This is a genomic window from Agrobacterium sp. LR_9 (genome assembly GCF_041954855.1).
GTDB lineage: Bacteria > Pseudomonadota > Alphaproteobacteria > Rhizobiales > Rhizobiaceae > Agrobacterium > Agrobacterium leguminum.
Genome location: NZ_JAVAYA010000014.1, coordinates 49,690 through 68,350, shown reverse-complemented (window position 1 = coordinate 68,350; position 18,661 = coordinate 49,690). Strand labels below are relative to the sequence as shown.

The window sequence follows — 18,661 nt, the reverse complement described above, 5'->3', positions numbered from 1 at the left end:
TATGTAAATTAATTAGTCAAGCCGAAATTTATTTTGAATATGACAATAAAATATCATATTGAAAAAACACATTATTTCCTGATTTTTACTTACAGCCACCCAATTTCAATGGCGGGATTTCCGGCGAAACGCGGTGTACAATCGCGTAATTTTCGCTAATCATCCGGCATAATTTCTCGCGGGAGACTTTTTTGATCGATCTCGGCTACAATGAGCGGCGTCTGCTCGAGATTTTGCGCGGCAAGGGAGGCATGTCGCGCATCGAACTGGCGCGGGAGATGGATGTTTCCGCACCCACCCTTACCCGCCTGACGGCCAATCTCCTGGAATCCGGCCTCATCCTCGAGGCGGAGGAAGCCCGCAATGACGGTAAACGGGGGAAACCCTCCACCGCCATCGAGATCAATCCGAACGGGCTTTTCACCCTGGGGGTCTACTTCAATCCAGACGATCTACGGGTCTGCGTGGCCGATCTCAACGGCACAATAAGGCAGGAAATCAGATCGGAACTGGAAGGGCACAGTTTCGAGCATATTATGGAGATGGCCGAGGCATCCGCCCGGCAAGTCATTGAAAAAGCGAAGATAAAAAAGAAAGATGTGCTGGGCTGCGGTATCAGCTTTCCCGGCCATTTCAAGAGGGATCGCGGCCATGTCTTCCGCATCAAGCAGTTCGAAAGCTGGCGCGATATCGACGTCGAAAAGGACTTCCAGCCCTATTTCGATTTCCCGGTCTTTCACGAAAATGACGGCAACACCGTCATTCTTTCCGAACTCTATTATGGTGCAGGCCGCAATATTCGCAATTTCGCGATGATCTGGCTGACATATGGCATCGGTGGCGCCCTGGTGGTGCAGCGCCATCTCTATCGCGGCACCAATGGCAATGCCGGCGAGTTCGGCGGACTGTTTCCAAAATCCCATCCCCGCCCCTCGGGGCAGGACCTCTGCGACACTCTGGCTGCTCAAGGCATCGGCATTCGGCGCCTGAAGGACATTGACGAGAGTTATGCCGACCATCCCGCCGTGGTGTCGTGGCTGGAGCGGGCAACGGATCAGCTTCGCCTTCTTTCACTGACGGTCGCCCGTACGATGGATCCGGCAGCCATCATTTTCGGTGGATCGCTGCCGGACTGGATTCTCGAACATATCGTGCGGCGTATCGGTTCTCTGGACATACTCGGCGAAGATTTTTTCGTCGAGCCGCCGGAAATACGCAAATCGATCATGAGCGACCTGCCTCATCTGGGCGCCGCCAGCATACCGATCTACCGCGCCACCACGCCCAGCTATTATTCCGGGCGGGCGCTGAAAGGCTGGGCATGACATGCCGTGGCCGCCAGAACTCTTTCCCCATTGGCCTCCCTGTTGATAACAGGGGAAGCCGCTATCTGGATATGCGCCGCCGGAATTCCTCCGTGCCCTGCATGATCTTGTCCAGAAGAGCCTCTATCGCCCAGAAACGCTCCTGAATATCGAACGTCACCGCACGGCTTTCGATGTCGCTTATGGTGCCGAGGCGCTGGTGATAGAGCTTCGCCAGTTTGGGATAGCCCATAGGCTCCGCCATGGCGGCGAGCGCCAGATAGACCGACAGCTCGTCAGCCAGTTCCGGTTGCCGGCCGGCTTCCGTCAGCAGCCATTTGTAGAGATCGGGATGGAAATTGGTGAAGACCCCGGTGAAACCGCGCGATCCCGCTTTCATGGCGTCGAATGCAATTGCCGCATTGGCGTTGACGATGGCGAGCGGCGTATTCGCGGTGAGCGCTACACGCCGCTTGACCGTTTCAAGATCACAGGAGACATCCTTCAGGATAACGAAACGACCGCTATTGGCGCAGAAGGAAATTTCGGCATCGGTCATGAGACGGCGATAGGGCGCCGGGCATTCGTAGAGACCAAGCGGCAGGTCGGAAGGCAGACGCTCGAGAAGCCAGCCGAGATCGTCGAGAAACTTCGAGTTGCCCTCCTGCCGGGCATCGAGCCGGTTGGTGACAAGCACCATGCCGTCAACGCCCGTCTGCGCGATGGCATTGAGCTCTTTCTGCTGATCCTCAAGCGTCTCGCTGATATGGCCCGAGGCAATGACGGGAATGCGGCCGGCTGCGGCCTTCTTAACAAAAGCAGCCAGTTCCACGCGCTCCTCGAGGCTGAGGAACATCATCTCGGAAGACTGGCAAACGGCAAACAGCGCGTCCGATCCATTGGCAATGTACCATTCCACGAGATTGGCGACGCCCTCGAAATCTATCTTGTCGCCCCTGAAGGGGGTGATCATCACGGGAATGATGCCTTCGATACGCTTGGTCATTGTTTTCGTCCTGTCAAACATATGTGGTTCCGGCATTCCGATGCGGAAGCCTTGCCGGCGTGGATCAGAGTTGTCGAAGATGAAATTCGAAAATAGGCCATTCAGGCTCGTGGGGACTGAAATGCCCGCGTGATCCGTCGCAGCACCGCGTTCGCGTGATCGCCGGTAACCGCGGAAATCATCACCACGTCCAGTTTCGAAAGCTGTGGGAGCAGGCCTTCCCTCACCTCCCGCAGACCGGCGGGCGCTACACTTCGCGCCAGCAGTGCGACGCCGATCCCGGCTTCGGCAGCCGCTCCCACCGCCGTTGCCCCGGTTCCGACGAATACCTCACGCCAGGCGATGTCCGCCGCCTCCAGCGCCCGAAGGGCCATGGCTCGCAAATTGCAGGGCTCCGGTTGAAGCACCAGCGGCACCGGCAGGTTCGAAGGCAGATCGAAATCCGCGCTACAGTACCAGCCGAAGCTTTCCTGAAACAGCAACTCGCCATCGCGGCGAATGTCGTCATGCCGCAACACGACGATCGCATCGAGCGCGCCGGCATCGTAGAGCTCAAGCAGGGTCCTGGTGCCGGCGGTGCGCAAATGAAGCGTAACGCTCGTCTCACGCTCGCTGATCACCCGGAGTATCCGGGGCAGATCGGCCCCGATCAAATGATGCGTGAAACCGATTGCGAGGCGGGTCGGCTCCTGCCCAAAGACATCGAGCGCACGCCGGCCGGCCGCAACATAAGCCCGCGCGGGCTCCAGAAAGCGTTCGCCGGCCGCCGTCAAACGCACGCGACGCGGCGTCCGTTCGACGAGACGATGCCCCAGCATGTCCTCAAGCCGGCGCAGGCGCAGCGATATCGCAGCCTGTGACGTGTTCATCACGCCTGCAACCCGTGTGAAAGACTGCAATTCGGCAACGAGAAGGAAAGCCTCGACGGCCTCGGGATCCAATGAGCGCATGTTTCGCATAACAAGCTGTTATCGCTGAAATGCGCAAGCCCCTAATTCTATCGGGTTCTCGCGAGCGCTATTGCACGAAAACTCTCGACAGGAGCTTTTCGTGTCTTCACAGATTTCCTCGACCTCGCCCACGCCCGCCACCGACCGCCGGATCTGGGCAGTCCTCGCAGTCGCCGTCGCAACGCAAACCGCAGGCTCGTTCGTATCGCAGGGGATTTACATCCTCGTGCCCTTCTGGCGGGAAGCATTCGGCATCTCCCTCGCATCCGCATCACTGGCCGTGACCGTCATGAACGGTGTGCAGATCGTGACGATGTTCACGCTCGGCCGCGCCATCGATATTCACGGTGAGCGCCGCATTGTCGGCATTGCCATGCTCGGCATGGCGCTCGCGATGGCCTGCGCGGCGGCATTCGCAAACAGCCTGCCGGCGCTGCTTTTGTGCATCGCGTTTCTGGGCGGCACCTATGCTGCGGTCCAACCGGGCGGCACGCGGGCGATCATGCGCTGGTTCCCGCCTGCCAAGCGCGGCATAGCGACTGGGTTTCGGCAGGCTGCGGTTCCTTTCGGAACGATGATCGCGGCCGCCCTCCTCCCGTTCATGGCGGTTCGTTACGGATGGCATGCGGCAGCATGGCTCTGCGCCGGTGTTTCCGTCACGGGCGGCGCACTCTTCTCGGGTCTCTATCGCGAGGGAGGCGATGTGGCCGCAAAAACCGAGCGCCCGCTTTCCCTGACAAAACTCGCCCGCGAGGTCGGGCAGAATTCGAGCTTCTGGCCCGTATTACGGCTTGGTATCGCCATGTCCGCGTTTCAATTCACCCTCACCGCGCACGTCATCGGCTTCATGGCGGATGGATTGGGGCTAGGCCTTTTTGCCGCATCGTCCATGTTTGCCGCAACGCAGTTTGCGGGCATTCCCGGCCGGATTTTGCTGCCATGGCTCAGCGACCGTTTCCGGCCCGGCCTTCGTACGCAATCCTTCGGCCTGGTATCCGTCATTGCCGCAGGCGCTGCCGCAATCCTCGCGGCACTGCCCATCGGCGTTCCGACGCCGATTATCCTCATCGTGCTTGTCGTGCTGGGAATATTCGGGATCGGGTGGTTTCCACTTTATCTTTTGCAGATCGCCGAAAGCGCACCGAAAGGTTCGATAGCGTCGACGATTGCCTTCGCTTCCACGATCTGCCTGGGTGTCATGGCAATCGGCCCCTATATATTCGGCCTTCTGGTCGATCATCTCGGCTACGGGGCAGCATGGTCCGCACTGATCGTGCCGGTGGTCGCAACAGCGCTGCCCCTCACAATCTCATCGCCGCGCCTGCCGAAAGCTCAGATCGGCTCTTCATGAAACGGGATAGGCGCGGTTCACCGAAACCGGCAAGGTGGTGGTGCACGGCGAGCCGCAATTGGGCATCGTGACAGTCGGGCGCTTTCCGCTTGGACAGGATGACGTGACCGCGCAGGTCACGGCGGACCTCAACAGGGCGGGATATCTTGCCGAGGCAAGCGACGACATCCAGGAGGACACCTCGGTCGCCGTTCTCGGACGCGCCGCCTTTCACCGCTGGAAAACGAGCGGGAATGACCGGTCGGCACCCCACCTGTCGATCCTGAAGACGGCTTGAAACGCGGTGACAAACCGCCTTTCCTTCGGATCACGACGTCCAGCATATCGTTGCTTTTAGCCTCCATTGCGAATGGCGGGTTGAGATGCAGTCCGGCAAAGGGTATCAGGTGCCACTCCCAGGCGGAGCTTCCGCAAGCAACAAGGCGCATCCTGACATGATCCCGGACTTCCTCGTCACCCATTCCGGTGGCTTCCATGCCGACGAACTGCTGTCGAGCGTCGTGCTGACGCGGCTTTTCCCGCAGGCACGCCTGATCCGCAGCAGGGCGCCGGAATGGATCGCACCCGGCGCAGACCGCATCGTCTATGACGTCGGCGGTGTTTATGACGCGGCGAAGGGAGCCTTCGATCACCACCAGCGCGGTGCGCCGTTGCGCGAAGACGGTCAGCCCTATAGTTCGTTCGGACTGATCTGGAAGCATTTCGGCCGCGATTATCTCGCCGCCTTTGGCGTTCCTGAAGACCATATCGAAACCATTCACGCCTCTTTCGATGCCAGCTTCGTGCTGCCGGTCGATCTGGTCGACAATGGCGCGCTCAGCCCCTCCACCGCCGGGGCACTCGCCGGGCTGACCCTGCCCGTGTTGCTGGAAACTCTGAAACCTGTTTTCGACGAGACAGATCCCGAAGCGGACAATCGCAGTTTCCACGCGGCGCTGGCCATCGCCCGCAGCTTCGTGGAGGCAAAGATTGCCAACAGCGCCGCGAAATTGCGGGCTGAAGCGCTCGTGAGCCGGGCTATCGTTGATGCCGGCGACGGACATATTCTGGAACTGCCGATGGGAATGCCGTTTCGGCCCGCCATCAAGAAGGCGGGCGCCGACCATCTGCTCTTCGTCGTTCATCCACGCAACAATGACTGGTGCCTGACGGGTATCCGCCGCGAGGATGAAGGCTTTGAACTGCGGGCGGATTTGCCGGCGGCCTGGGCCGGCCTGACGGACAAAGATTTGGAAGCGGTTTGCGGCGTCGAAGGCGCGAGTTTCTGCCACAACGGCCGATTTGTCGCGGCGGCCAGAACCCGCGATGCGGCACTCGCCATGGCGGAGCTGGCGGTAAAAGCGGCGACCGCAGCCAAACAGTGACATCGCAGCCGACCGTGCGGGTGATACGCGTCTTGCGGTTTAAGCGGATTTGAACCGACGGCCGGTGTTCAGATGGGCTTCGCCCGGTGATCTTCTGGCAGGTGGAAACACGGATTTGGGCCGGCAGCGGGAAGCGAAATTAAGCCCCGATGCGGGTTTTGATCTTACCCATACCCAGTTCTCGGTACGTCTCAGGAAATTCGCCGGCGCGCGCCCTTGAGCGTCAGGCCACCATGGTTATCCTGCCCGAATTATGGCGGTCACACACGTATTGAGGAGTACGCGGCCGCTTTCGGGGAGGATATCATGAAGTTTCTGTTGGCCGTTTCGCGCGCCATCGATGCCGCCAATGCAGCCATTGGCAAAGGCATTTCCTGGCTGCTTCTCGCGGCTATTTTCATCAGCGCCATCAATGCCGTCATGCGCAAGGCGTTTTCGATGAGCTCCAACGCCTGGCTTGAATCGCAGTGGTATTTGTTTTCCGCCGTGTTTCTGATCGCCGCCGCCTACACGCTTCTTAACAACGAGCATGTGAAGGTCGATCTGGTCTACGGTAATCTTCCGCGCAAGGGACAGCTGTGGGTCGACATTCTCGGGACCATTTTCTTTCTCATGCCCTTCTGCCTCATCACGGTCTATCTCTCCTGGCCGGTGTTTCTGCAGAAACTTGCTTCCGGTGAGGTTTCAAACAACACGGGCGGCCTCATTCAATGGCCGGTCTGGGCGCTGATACCGATTGGCTTCAGCCTTCTCGCCATCCAGGGCGTTTCGGAACTCATCAAGCGTGTCGCGATCCTGCGCGGCGATATCCCCGATCCCGTTGCAGAGGCTGACGCCGCGGCGGCAATGCTCTGATCGAAGGAAAAAACAACAATGGCATTCATTGCGGAAAATCTCGCGCCCATCATGTTTGCGGCGCTCATCATCGTGCTGTTGCTCGGCTATCCCGTGGCCTTCGCGCTAGCCTTTGTCGGCTTTTTCTTCGGCTTCATCGGGATCGAACTCGGCTTGCTGCCAGCGACGCTGTTCCAGGCCATTCCCGATCGCATATTCGGCCAGATGTCGAACGAAACGCTGCTGGCGATACCGTTCTTCACCTTCATGGGGCTCATTCTTGAAAAGAGCGGCATGGCGGAGGATTTGCTGGACACGATCGGCCAGCTGTTTGGACCGGTCCGCGGCGGCATTGCGTTTGCCGTGATCTTCGTCGGGGCAATTCTGGCCGCCACCACCGGCGTCGTCGCCGCCTCGGTTATCTCGATGGGCCTCATCTCGCTTCCCATCATGTTGCGCTATGGTTATGACCGCAAGGTCGCCGCCGGCACGATCGCGGCTTCCGGCACGCTGGCGCAGATCATCCCGCCCAGCCTCGTGTTGATCGTGCTCGCCGACCAGCTTGGCCGTTCGGTGGGCGACATGTACAAGGGCGCGCTCGTTCCGGGTCTTATGCTCGTGGCGGCCTATGCGCTCTATATCATCGTGACCTCGATCATCAGCCCCGCGAAAGTCCCGGCCCTGCCGCTGGAGGCGCGGACCCTGCGCGGCACCAAGCTGCTGCTAAAGGTCATCACCTCGCTGGTGCCGCCGCTCGTCTTGATATTCCTCGTGCTCGGCACGATCTTCCTTGGGATCGCCACCCCCACGGAAGGTGGTGCCATGGGTGCTGTCGGCGCGCTTGCCCTTGCGTTTGCCAACCGCAAGCTCAATTTCGGTCTGATCCAGCAGTCGCTGCACGCCACGGCGAAGCTGTCGTCCTTCGTGCTGCTCATCCTGCTCGGCGCGCGCGTCTTTTCCCTGACCTTCTATGGCGTGAACGGCCACGTCTGGGTCGAGCATCTGATGACATCGATCCCGGGCGGCGAGATCGGCTTCCTGATCGTCGCCAACCTGCTGGTCTTTTTCCTGGCCTTCTTCCTCGATTATTTCGAGCTGGCCTTCATCATCATCCCGCTGCTGGCGCCGGTCGCCGATGCGCTTGGCATCGACCTGATCTGGTTTGGCGTGATGCTGGCGGTCAACATGCAGACGTCGTTCATGCACCCGCCCTTCGGTTTCTCTCTGTTCTTCCTACGGTCCGTCGCACCGACGCGGGCCTACAAGGATCGGATCACGGGACAGACGATCCAGCCGGTCACCTCGTCCCAGATCTACCTGGGCGCCATTCCCTATCTGTTCATCCAGCTGACCATGGTCGTCATCATCATCACCTTCCCCGGCATCGTGATGCACTACAAGTCAGGCGCCAAGGTGGCGGATCCTTCGTCCGTCCATATCAACGTTCCCATGCCGAGTGCGGGAACGGACGCCGATCCCTTCGCCAATCCTTTCTCGGCACCCGGCAACAGCGCACCGAGCTTCGGAAAGCCGGCCACCCCATGACAATCGGCCGGGCGCAAAAGCGCCCGCCGCAACAAAAATCGCTGACGTTCAATAGGAGGAGGTAATCTATGAAGGTCAACCCAGGTCGCAGACAACTCTTGTCGGGCGGCGTACTTGCAGGGGCTGCTGCGGCTGCTTCGGCACTTGCGACACCCGCCATAGCCCAGTCTTTGCCAACCGTTCGCTGGCGTCTCACGTCCGGCTTCCCGAACAATCTGGACACGATCTATGGCGGCGCCGTCGTCATGGCCAATGCATTGAAGGCGATTACAGGCGGAAAGTTCGAAATCCAGGTCTTCCAGGCCGGTGAAATCGTTCCCGGCGCCCAGGCCATCGACGCCGTAAAAGCCAATACCGTCGAGATTTCCCATACCTGCGGCTATTATTTCACCGGGAAAGATCCGACATTCGCCATCGGTTCGACCATCCCCTTCGGCCTGAACGCCCGCCAGCAGAACGCATGGCTCTACCACGGCGGCGGCAACGAGGCTTACAACGAATTCCTTTCCGACTACGGCGTCATCGGCATTCCCGGTGGAGCAACGGGCGCCCAGATGGGCGGCTGGTATCGCAAGGAGATCAAGAGCCTCGAGGATATCAAGGGCCTCAAGATGCGTATTGCCGGCGTCGCCGGACAGGTGCTCGCCAAGCTTGGCGCGGTGCCGCAGCAGCTTCCGGGCGGCGACATCTATCCGGCGCTGGAACGGGGCACCATTGATGCCGCGGAATGGGTCGGTCCCTATGACGACGAAAAGCTCGGCTTCTACCAGATCGCGCCATACTACTATTATCCCGCATTCTGGGAAGGCGGACTGACGATCCACTTCTTCGTCAACAAGGACCAGTACGCAGCATTGCCTGATGAATACAAGGCAGCGCTCGACACCGCCTGCAAGGCCGCCAACATCAACATGCAGGCGCTGTACGACGTCAAGAACAAGGATGCGATCCGCTCGCTGGTTTCCAAGGGCACGCAGCTTCGCCCGCTGCCCCGCGATGTGCTCGACGCCGCCTATAAGGCGACCTTCGAGCTTTATGACGAGTACACCCAGAAGCATCCCGCATGGGCCAAGATCTATCCGGGCTGGAAGAAGTTCCGCGATGAGAGCTTCGAATGGTTCCGCGTCGCCGAATATACCTATGACAGCTACGGCTATGCCATGCAGACGGCCGGCAAATAAGCCGACATAGATTCTACCGAGGCCCCCGAATGGCGACATTCCGGGGCCTCGGGCCTCTAGCAGCTATTCTTTGATAAGCCCGTTATCGATCGCATAGCGGATGAGACCGGCGGTCGTCGCTATATCCAGTTTCCTCTTGATGTTCTTGCGATGGGTTTCCATCGTGCGCTCGGCGATGTCGAGCGCCAGGGCAGCGTCGCGATTGCTCTTTCCGCGCGCGATCAGCAGCAGAACCTCCTGCTCGCGTGTCGTCAGCGCCTTCAGCCTGCCCGAAGACCCCTCCATCAGCACATCGCGAACGCCAGAGGAAAAATAGGTGCCGCCGGCAGCCACGGTTTCGATTGCGGCGACTATTTCTTCGGTCGCCACGTCCTTCAGAATGTAACCGGCCGCACCATACATGACCGATGTCGATATATATTCCCGGCTGTCATGCATCGACAGCATCAGCACCCGGGCGGAAAGCTGCTTTTCCTTAAACAGCTCCAGGGCATCGATGCCATTGATCTGCGGCATGTTGATATCCATCAGCACCACATCTGGCCGCGTGGCGACAGCCGCGTCGATACCGGCCATGGCGGACACGGCGGTTCCGACGACTGCGAGATGCTCGTAAGTCTCGAGGACGGCCCTCAACCCATCCAGAACCAGAGGATGGTTGTCTATCAACAACACACGGATCGGATGAACGGTCACTCGGCGGCCTCCTGTAGGCCGCTATTGCGATCCTTCATGGCGGTAATGGGCAACACTGCCCGCAGAACGGTTCCCCTGGCGGAGCTTTCGACATCCAGCCTGCCCCCGAAATGCGTCATGCGTTCCTGCATGTTTCTCAAACCGAGCCCCTTGCTCGCCGGCATCCCGTTTTCTGTCCGAACGGCAGGAAAACCGCGGCCATTGTCGCTGACATCCATCTGGACCCGTTCGTCGCGACTGGAAAACCGGATGGCGACCTGCGTTGCGTCGGCATGGCGCTCGATGTTGGTCAGCGCCTCCTGTGCGACACGGTAAAGCGCAACCCGTGCCTCCGGGACAAGCATATGCTTGAAGGCTACCGATTCAAGCGTCGCCGCGATTCCCGTGCGTTCGGAAAAACTCGAGATCAGGGATTCCAGAGCCGCCGTCAGCCCCAGATCGTCGAGGACACGCGGGCGAAGATCGTGCGAGATGCGGCGAACTTCCTTGATCGCTTCGTTCAGCGCAATGGCGCCTTTGCCGATTGCCTCGACAGCGCCGACATTATCCGGCGTGACCTTGCGCCGCGCGAGATCGATCGCAAAACGCACGCCGACAAGATTTTGGGAAATGCCGTCATGCAGCTCCCGGGCAATGCGCAGACGCTCCTCCTCCTGGGTATCGATGATCCTTTGCATCAATTCCTTGAGCCGCCCATCCGCCAGCCGCTGCTGGCGCAGATTGAGCAACATGCAGGTGGCAAACACCAGCAATACGGCGGGAACCGCAAACAGGGCGACGATCAGGAAGTTCCAGGTGATCGAATGCCGCAACTCCTCCTTCGCCGCTGCCGTCGTCGCAAAAACGTCGTCGAGGTAAACGCCGGTACCGATCATCCAGCGCCATTTGTCGAGGCCGGCCGCAAAGGAAAGCTTGTCGGCCATTTTTTTGGTGGAAGGCTTTTCCCACTTGTACTGGACCAGCCCTCCCCCCTTTTTCGCCTCGACGATCAGATCGTAGATCACCCGGTTGCCATCGGGATCGTGGAGATCCAGCCAATTGTTCCCCGGACGGAAATTCTGTCGCGGATGGACCACGTTCAGCCCGTCATAGTCATAGACGAAGAAATAGCCGTCAGTGCCGTAGTCGAGACCGGTCAGGATGCGCTTGACCTCTTCCTTCGCGGCCTCGTCATCAGGTCCTGCCCTGGCATAGACCGAGCGGATCGCCGAAAGGGCAAGATTGGTGAGGTTAAGGAGTTCAGCCTCCTTTGCCGCGAGCATGTTTCGTTCGAACGCATCGATGCTCGTGCGCGCCAGCGTCATGGACTGCCACGTGATCAGCGCTGTGATGACGATAATCGCAAGAACGAGAGGCCCGATGGCCAATGCGAGAATCTGGCTCCTGAGTTTCATGCGCCCCCCGACACATTCATCTTGCACACTTCACTTCACAACACTTAATGCCGCAAATCGGCGACGTTGGAAAGCGAGCCGCGCGACGCGACCGTGAGTGACCCTATCCCGGTTTGCAACCTGAGGGCAGCTTTCAATCATTTCTGTGGCGCGTGGGGTAAGCCGCGTTCCCTCGTCAGGCCTGATCCAGGGCAAGCGTCAGGTCGGCGACAAGATCGTCGGGATGTTCGATGCCGATTGACAGCCGGATCGTGGAATCCAGCACACCGATGCGCTGGCGGACATCGGCAGGAACTCCCGAATGCGTCATCGTTGCAGGGTGAGACGCAAGAGACTCCGTGCCGCCGAGGCTTACCGCGAGTTTGAATATGTTGAGCGCATTGAGAAATTTGAAAGATGCGGCCTGCCCGCCGACGATGTCGAACGAGAAGGTCGATCCCGCGCCGGAGCATTGAGCGGCGAATACCCTGCCAACCGCGGACGCCGGATCGCTGAACGGCAGGTAATGGATTTTCTCGACCTTGGGATGCGTGTTCAGGAATTCCGCCACGACCCTGGCGTTGCTGTCCGCCCGCTCCATCCGGATCTGCAGCGTCTCAAGGGAACGTCCGAGCATCCAGCACGAATGCGGATCGAGCTGCGTGCCGATTGCTCCACGCAACGCCTTCACCTGTTTCATGACTTCCTTCCGGCCGAGCGCCGCGCCGGCAATGAGGTCGGAATGCCCGCCAACATATTTCGTCAGCGAATAGAGCGAGATGTCCGCACCGTATTCGATGGGCCGCTGGAACACCGGGCCGAGAAGCGTATTATCGCAGGCGATGATCGGCCTGTGCCCCTGCCTTTCGCTGATCACATCGGCGACCCGGCTCATCATCGAAATATCGACAATGCTGTTTGTCGGATTGGCGGGGGTCTCGATGAGGATGACGGAGACCCTGCCTTTCGCCATCGCCTCTTCTGCGGCAGCCATCACCGAGGTTTCGCTGACACCATCGGCGAAACCCACCGCCGAGACGCCGAAATTATGGAAGGTCTTGGCCAGCAGCGTCTCCGTGCCGCCATACAGCGGCTGGGAATGCAGCACGGTGTCACCGGGCCGGACAAAGGCGAAAAGCGTTGTCGAAATGGCGGACATGCCCGAGGAGAACAGCGCACAGCTCTCGGTGCGCTCATAAACCGCAAGACGATCCTCGACGATCTCGCTGTTTGGATGGTTGAAGCGCGAATAGACGAGGCCCGCGCCCCTGCCCTCCGGCGGCTCCTTGCGGCCGGAGACGTAGTCGAAGAAGTCGCGCCCGTCTTCCGCCGATTTGAAAACGAAGGTCGATGTCAGGAACACGGGAGGCTTGACGGCGCCCTCCGACAATTCCGGATCATAACCGTAATTGAGCATCTGGGTTTCAGGATGGAGAGCGTGGTTGCCGATATGGGTTTTGGACGGATGCGGCGCGGTCATTTCCGATGATCCCTGAGCTGGCGTTGAACTACCCGCAGGTTACACGCAGTGAAACCAAAATACCTTGCATTCTGAAGCGTCAAGTTATCTCATGAAGCAATATATTGCGGAGAACGGTCATTTATGTCGCAAAAAATTGCAGACCCGATCGACAGGCGGATACTCAAGGAATTGTCTGCCGATGCGCGGATCACCAACAACGAACTTGCCGAGCGGGTCGGACTGTCGGCATCGGCGTGCCTGCGGCGGCTTCGACGCCTGGAAGAGATGGGCGCCATCAAAGGGTACTCCGCGATCATCAATCCGGCAATCGAGGGATGGACCATGACCGCCCTTGCGTCCGTCCGCCTCAGCCGCCAGCACGATGACGAAATCCGGATGTTCGAGGCGGCCGTGCTTGACTGGGACGAGGTTCTCGAATGTCATCTCGTCACGGGTCCGAGGGACTACATGCTCAAGGTCATGTGCGGTGGGCTGGAGGATTACGAGCGTTTCATCAAGGACAAGATTGCAAAGCTGAAATGCGTCGAGACCATTGAGACCAGCTTCGTCATGAACACCATCAAGGCGCGGCGCATCTGAGCTTCGCGGCCACGGCGGTAACCCGCTTTCTCATCAGGCCCGCCGCCCATCGGCGCTAATCGTTCCCGATTGCTTCAAGCCAGATGCTGACGGCGACAGCTCCCGCATCGGGATGTCCTATAGCTCGCTCGCCAAGATAGCTCGCGCGCCCGAGCCGCGGCTTCATAGACGCGGTCGCCTCGGCGCCTGCGATGCCTGCCGCCGAGGCGGATCGCCAGGCCTCGTCGGTCAAAGCTCCGGCTGCGAGCTTGTCCCGGAACGTTTCCGCCGCCGGATTAAGCGCATCTATCATCGTACGGTCCCCCGGTCTCGCACCACCGAGTTCCGAGACGGCAAGAACGGCAGCCACGAACGCCTCCGCCATCTGTTGGTCCGTCGGCTTTTCGATCCCGGCAAGATGGCGCGAAGCGCGCATCAGACCCGTGGCGTAAAAGGGGCCAGAGCTTCCGCCGATTGCCTTCCGCATCGCGTTTGCCATCGCCATCAAGCCACCGGACACATCTGCGAAGCTCTCCCGAGGCAGCGCCAATATTGCTTCGGCACCTCGCACCATGCTTGTCCCAAGGTCGCCGTCGCCCGTAACACTGTCCAGCTGCGTCAGTTTAGGCTCCGCGGCGATCAGGGCTCGGGCGACCCGCTCCGCCGCGGAACGCAGTCGTTCACCGGCTGCTGTTATTTCGATTTCCGCAGTCACGCTCTTCTCGACACCTGCCGAAGGCAAGACGCGGTTGCGGTTCACCGCACCGCCGCGCGGCCATGCGCCGGCGTCGGTCGGCGCATCGATGAGGTTGAGCATTGCGTCGTCCACATGCATGACCGACAAAGAAAAGCCGGGCATATCGAGGGCGGAGAGGAAGGTACCGGCCCATGCCCGTTCGACCACGACGCCCTTTGCTTCCAGGCGTGTGATGGCGGATCGCGCCACGACCGCAAGTTCCATTGGCGGCGTCGATCCCAGTCCGTTGACCAGAAGCGCAACCCGGTCTCCGCTCTTCAGCCCGCCATCGGCTTCGATCGTCTCGAGGACCAGCTTCACAAGCTCGTCCGCCGATGCGATGGACATCCGCCGGACGCCCTGCTCGCCATGGATGCCGAGCCCGACTTCGATTTCAGCGTCACCAAGGACGAAGCCCGGCCTGCCGACGGCAGGGAGCGTGCAGGAGCCCAGCGATATTCCCATGGAGGACAATTTTTCGGCGGCTTCCCGGGCGATGCGAGCCACCTCTTGAAGGGGAAGTCCCTGCTCCGCGGCCGCGCCGGCGAGCTTGTGAACGAGCACTGTGCCTGCAATACCCCGGCGGCGGTCGTCGGGAACTGTGTCCTTCAAGGCGACATCATCGGCAACGACCACGATTTCGACCGGAATTCCTTCAGCTCGCGCCAGCTCGGCCGCCAATCCGAAATTCAGCCGGTCGCCCGTGTAGTTCTTGACGATAACCAGAGCGCCGGCGGGTCCGGCCGCAGCCCTGATGCCGGCAAGAACCGCATCGGTGCTTGGCGAGGTGAAGACATCGCCTGCCACCGCAACGGTCAGCATGCCCGCGCCCACATAACCCGCATGGGCTGGCTCATGGCCACTGCCCCCGCCCGACAGCACCGCCACCCTGCGCTTTTCCGGGGCCTGAAGGCCAGACCGGATAACGACATTCTCATCCGCAAGCAGGACCGTCGCGGGGCTGAGGGCCACCACGCCTTCGAGCATGTCCCGCACAACGGTGGCTGGATCGTTGATGAGCTTCTTCATGCCTTACTCCTCGATGCAGTTCGTTGGCCGGCGGGGACACGCACGTGCCCTGCTGACCGTGAACAAGCACGATCTCCCGGCCAATTTCAAGTTCCAGCTATTCGAACTCGCGACATCGATTGTGGGCGCGCGAGGGAAACACAGGTGCATATCCGCCATTGCCTCTCGCGGCGGAGGCGCTATCATGATCGCGCTGTATGACGGTAAGCTTTGGGAGGAGCGATACGTGAGACGGATGTGGCCAGACGAATTTGCGTTTCTGCTGGACGGTGCAGAAGAGGTTGACCTACATATTCCATCGACGGCGCATGACGATGGTTCGCCCGGAAAAACAATATCCAGAAAGGCCTTGAAAGCCCGGATCAGCCAGCAGGATTTTGAAAATATCTGGCATCTCGCAGAGGCCCGCTACCGGCTGAACGGCAGGTTCTCTGACAAGGCGATTACGCTGATCGCCAACAACCCCCACTACCAGAAATGGCACCCTTCCGACGGCGGCAGTATCGAAAGCGTCTCCGATAGCGGTCAGAAATACACGACACGCTATGTGATCGTGCATTTTCTTCTGGATGATGTTAGCGAAGCTGTCGAAGCCTGAGATCCGGAGGGGCGGTTCCTGCCGGTGAGTGGTGGAGGGGCCTCGAAAGCCATATTTCGGGGATTTAGAACTGGGAGCAACAGTTTGCGCTTGGCCCATTGCTCATGTCGTCAGCTAACTGTCGTGACAAACGCAGAACCCCGCAAGGTCTCCGTTTGTCACTGCCGTGCGTGCCAGCATCGTACCGGCTCAGCGTTCGGTGTCGCGGTATTTTATGAAGCCGATCAAGTTACTGCGTCGGGAGAATACCAAACCTACATGCGGCCCGGAGATAGCGGGAAGAGCCTGGAGTTCCGCTTCTGCCCAGTCTGTGGATCGACCGTCTATTGGATACCGGAATTTCGGCCCAATCTCGTCGCCATCGCCTTGGGCTGTTTTGAAGATGCAAGCGCTATGGAACCAACTCAGAGCGTTTATGAGGAGACCCGCCATGCTTGGGTTTCCCTTTCTTTTCGAGATTCTGGAGAGAAACGTTAACGGGCAAATTCATTGCAGGGACGTCGAATTCCGTCGGATCGATACAGGGTCATACAAAGTTTGAGTTGACCCTCTTGGACGGTGAGGCGAGACTTGAATGCCTGAACGATGGGGGAAATGATGGATCAACCACACCGATGGCGCCATATGGCAAGCGCGCCGAAAAACGGAGATCGGATTCTCATCACGATACGTCCGTCCGAACAAGGGCCATCCCAAGTAGACCTTGCGTACTGGTCGAAAGGCGACCAGTACGGTTCAGAAGGCTGGCGTGCCTCAGACTCTTCGCCAGGGCGGATCATCGAATACTCCGAGCCGGAATTGAAGTGCTGGATGCCTATGCCCTCAGCCAATACCGATGGCCTTGCGATGCCCGCTCCCTGGGAAGGTGACGATGCCCGGGAGCTTGATGGGTCCGGGATCTGAGGATAGACGCCAAAGCGATGAGCCCGCGCAAGGCGGGACATTCCATCGCGATAGACGATTTCGGCACCGGCTATTCCAGCCTTCAATATTTGCAGGGGCTCCCGATGGATGCCCTGAAGATCGACAAGTCCTTCGTCGACACGACTGGCAGGAAATCCGCAACCAGCACCGTTACGCTGCATATTACCGGAATGGCGCGTGAACTTGGCCTGTTGACCCTCTGCGACGGTATCGAGACGGAGGAGCAGGCAGCGTATCTGCGGGAACACGGCGTGGACTTCGCTGAGGGCTGGCTTTTTTCGAGGGCCCGGCCTGCCCCCAGAAACGCTTTCGCTCGGCTCCTTCACTTCTCCGTGCTGTTTATTTTTCGGAAGCTTCTTCTGGTCGCGTTCCTGAGAAGGTGCCGCGCCAGAACGCAAATTTTCTGCGGAACAATCGGTAGATGTTGAAGTTACTCTTCTTCAGGAGGAGGACAATCTATGATCACCAAAGCCATTTTTGTGGGGGCAGCCGCTGCCTTGACGACGCTTTTTTCCACTGTGGCACTGGCGCAGACCGACCTGACCATGTGGTATCACGGCGCGGGCAATGTGGAAGAACGCAAGATTCTGGCCGGCATCATTGAGGACTTCAATTCGTCCCAGTCGGACTGGCGGGTCTCGCTTCAGGAATTTCCCCAAACCGCCTATAACGAATCCGTCACCGCCGCCGCGCTCTCCAACAAGCTGCCAGACATTCTGGATGTCGACGGCCCGAACATGCCGAACTGGGCCTGGTCCGGTTATCTGCAACCACTGCAGATCGACGAGGCAAAGCTTGCCAATTTCCTGCCCGGCGCGGTGGGAAAGTGGGGAGACAAGCTCTATTCGGTCGGCCTGTGGGACGCGGCTGTCGCGGTCTTTGCCCGCAAATCGGTTCTCGATGAAAATGGCATTCGCATTCCAACGCTGGACCGGCCGTGGAGCGGCGAGGAATTTAATGCCGCGCTCGAAAAGCTCGCGGCCAGCGGCAAGTTCGAATATGCGATCGACCTCGGTATGGCCGATAAAACCGAATGGTACAGCTATGCCTTCAGCCCATTTCTGGAAAGCTTCGGCGGAAGCCTGATCGACAAGGAAAATTATCAAACCGCCGAGAACGCCCTTAACGGAGACAATGCCATCAAGTTCGGAGAATGGTGGCAGTCCCTGTTCCAGAAAAAACTGGCACCCGGAACATCGCAATCGCCTGCCGACCATGAAACCGGCTTTCTGGAAGGCCGCCACGCGCTGCAATGGATGGGCAACTGGGTTGCGGTGAAGGCTCTGGAGAAATATGGAGACGACCTGCTGTTCCTGCCTGCCCCTGATTTCGGGAACGGTCCGAAGATCGGTGCAGGATCCTGGCAGTTTGGTGTATCGGCCACCAGCAAGCATCCCGAAGGCGCATCCGCCTTCATCGAATTCGCCATACAGGACAAATATCTCGCGCAGTTCTCCGATGCGATCGGCCTGATCCCGGCCACGTCTTCCGCAGCCCAGATGACGGAGAACTATAAACAGGGTGGCCCGCTCGAAGTTTTCTTCGAGCTCTCCAAGCGTCAGGGAACGTTGCGCCCGGTGACGCCGGCTTACGCCTTCATCTCGCCGGTGTTTTCGAAAGCGGTGTCTGACATTGCCAATGGCGCGGATGTCGCCGATACGCTGGACAACGCGGCCGACGAGATAAACAACAACATAGAACGCAATTCCGGTTACCAACCCAAATAGGG

At 59.4% G+C, this 18,661-nt stretch carries 17 protein-coding genes and 2 pseudogenes; 13 read left to right on the top strand and 6 right to left on the bottom strand.

What is annotated here, in order from left to right; genetic code table 11:
* Window positions 1–191: 191 nt before the first annotated feature.
* Window positions 192–1,325, top strand: a complete 1,134-nt coding sequence (locus RAC79_RS16780; protein ID WP_174040293.1) for an ROK family transcriptional regulator — start codon at window positions 192–194, stop codon at window positions 1,323–1,325.
* Between the two features lie 61 nt (window positions 1,326–1,386).
* Here RAC79_RS16780 and RAC79_RS16775 read toward each other — a convergent pair whose 3' ends face one another.
* Window positions 1,387–2,310, bottom strand: coding sequence for a dihydrodipicolinate synthase family protein (locus RAC79_RS16775; RefSeq protein WP_080857775.1), 924 nt, complete (start codon window positions 2,308–2,310; stop codon window positions 1,387–1,389).
* A gap of 101 nt (window positions 2,311–2,411) precedes the next feature.
* The gene (locus RAC79_RS16770; protein WP_174040291.1) at window positions 2,412–3,269 is read right to left on the bottom strand and encodes a LysR family transcriptional regulator; all 858 of its coding nucleotides are present in this window, start codon (window positions 3,267–3,269) and stop codon (window positions 2,412–2,414) included.
* A 91-nt stretch (window positions 3,270–3,360) separates the two neighbouring features.
* Here RAC79_RS16770 and RAC79_RS16765 point away from each other — a divergent pair, with 91 nt between their 5' ends.
* From RAC79_RS16765 to RAC79_RS16740, 6 genes and pseudogenes are all read left to right on the top strand, one after another.
* Window positions 3,361–4,611, top strand: a complete 1,251-nt coding sequence (locus tag RAC79_RS16765) for an MFS transporter (protein ID WP_174040289.1) — start codon at window positions 3,361–3,363, stop codon at window positions 4,609–4,611.
* 10 nt (window positions 4,612–4,621) lie between these two features.
* A pseudogene (locus RAC79_RS16760) lies at window positions 4,622–4,888 on the top strand (hypothetical protein); the annotation flags it as partial.
* 157 nt (window positions 4,889–5,045) lie between these two features.
* Window positions 5,046–5,975, top strand: coding sequence for an MYG1 family protein (locus RAC79_RS16755; RefSeq protein WP_174037430.1), 930 nt, complete (start codon window positions 5,046–5,048; stop codon window positions 5,973–5,975).
* Between the two features lie 306 nt (window positions 5,976–6,281).
* Window positions 6,282–6,830 (top strand): TRAP transporter small permease subunit, encoded by a 549-nt coding sequence (locus RAC79_RS16750; RefSeq protein WP_059761233.1) that lies wholly within the window; start codon window positions 6,282–6,284, stop codon window positions 6,828–6,830.
* An 18-nt stretch (window positions 6,831–6,848) separates the two neighbouring features.
* Window positions 6,849–8,354 carry a TRAP transporter large permease subunit gene (locus RAC79_RS16745; RefSeq protein WP_374997296.1) on the top strand — a complete coding sequence of 502 codons (1,506 nt, stop codon included), beginning with the start codon at window positions 6,849–6,851 and terminating at the stop codon, window positions 8,352–8,354.
* 68 nt (window positions 8,355–8,422) lie between these two features.
* Window positions 8,423–9,535 carry a TRAP transporter substrate-binding protein gene (locus tag RAC79_RS16740; protein ID WP_065654906.1) on the top strand — a complete coding sequence of 371 codons (1,113 nt, stop codon included), beginning with the start codon at window positions 8,423–8,425 and terminating at the stop codon, window positions 9,533–9,535.
* 63 nt (window positions 9,536–9,598) lie between these two features.
* Here RAC79_RS16740 and RAC79_RS16735 read toward each other — a convergent pair whose 3' ends face one another.
* From RAC79_RS16735 to RAC79_RS16725, 3 genes are all read right to left on the bottom strand, one after another.
* Window positions 9,599–10,231, bottom strand: coding sequence for a response regulator transcription factor (locus RAC79_RS16735; protein WP_059761235.1), 633 nt, complete (start codon window positions 10,229–10,231; stop codon window positions 9,599–9,601).
* The gene (locus RAC79_RS16730) at window positions 10,228–11,625 is read right to left on the bottom strand and encodes a cache domain-containing protein (RefSeq protein ID WP_174040285.1); all 1,398 of its coding nucleotides are present in this window, start codon (window positions 11,623–11,625) and stop codon (window positions 10,228–10,230) included. The genes RAC79_RS16735 and RAC79_RS16730 overlap by 4 nt, the downstream gene beginning before the upstream one ends.
* A 175-nt stretch (window positions 11,626–11,800) precedes the next feature.
* Window positions 11,801–13,084: a cystathionine gamma-synthase family protein gene (locus RAC79_RS16725; protein ID WP_174040283.1), complete on the bottom strand. Its 1,284-nt coding sequence runs from the start codon at window positions 13,082–13,084 to the stop codon at window positions 11,801–11,803.
* Between the two features lie 123 nt (window positions 13,085–13,207).
* Between RAC79_RS16725 and RAC79_RS16720 the strand changes: the two genes are divergently transcribed.
* Entirely contained in the window at window positions 13,208–13,666 is a 459-nt protein-coding gene (locus RAC79_RS16720; RefSeq protein ID WP_003521846.1) for an Lrp/AsnC family transcriptional regulator, read from the top strand.
* A 55-nt stretch (window positions 13,667–13,721) separates the two neighbouring features.
* On the opposite strand, the gene RAC79_RS16715 is transcribed toward RAC79_RS16720, so the two are convergent.
* Window positions 13,722–15,410, bottom strand: coding sequence for a dihydroxyacetone kinase family protein (locus RAC79_RS16715; RefSeq protein ID WP_174040281.1), 1,689 nt, complete (start codon window positions 15,408–15,410; stop codon window positions 13,722–13,724).
* A gap of 235 nt (window positions 15,411–15,645) precedes the next feature.
* Between RAC79_RS16715 and RAC79_RS16710 the strand changes: the two genes are divergently transcribed.
* The 5 genes and pseudogenes from RAC79_RS16710 (at window position 15,646) to RAC79_RS16690 (ending at window position 18,659) form a co-directional block, all read left to right on the top strand.
* A complete protein-coding gene (locus RAC79_RS16710) occupies window positions 15,646–16,008 on the top strand; it encodes a hypothetical protein (protein ID WP_065654901.1) in 363 nt (120 codons plus the stop codon).
* Between the two features lie 84 nt (window positions 16,009–16,092).
* Complete coding sequence (locus RAC79_RS16705) at window positions 16,093–16,485, top strand: GFA family protein (protein ID WP_078052893.1); 393 nt, start codon at window positions 16,093–16,095, stop codon at window positions 16,483–16,485.
* 120 nt (window positions 16,486–16,605) lie between these two features.
* The gene (locus tag RAC79_RS16700) at window positions 16,606–16,911 is read left to right on the top strand and encodes a hypothetical protein (RefSeq protein WP_065654962.1); all 306 of its coding nucleotides are present in this window, start codon (window positions 16,606–16,608) and stop codon (window positions 16,909–16,911) included.
* Between the two features lie 26 nt (window positions 16,912–16,937).
* Window positions 16,938–17,360 (top strand): annotated as a pseudogene (locus RAC79_RS16695) (EAL domain-containing protein); the annotation flags it as partial.
* A gap of 30 nt (window positions 17,361–17,390) precedes the next feature.
* The gene (locus tag RAC79_RS16690) at window positions 17,391–18,659 is read left to right on the top strand and encodes an extracellular solute-binding protein (protein ID WP_104679853.1); all 1,269 of its coding nucleotides are present in this window, start codon (window positions 17,391–17,393) and stop codon (window positions 18,657–18,659) included.
* The last annotated feature ends 2 nt before the right edge of the window (window positions 18,660–18,661 follow it).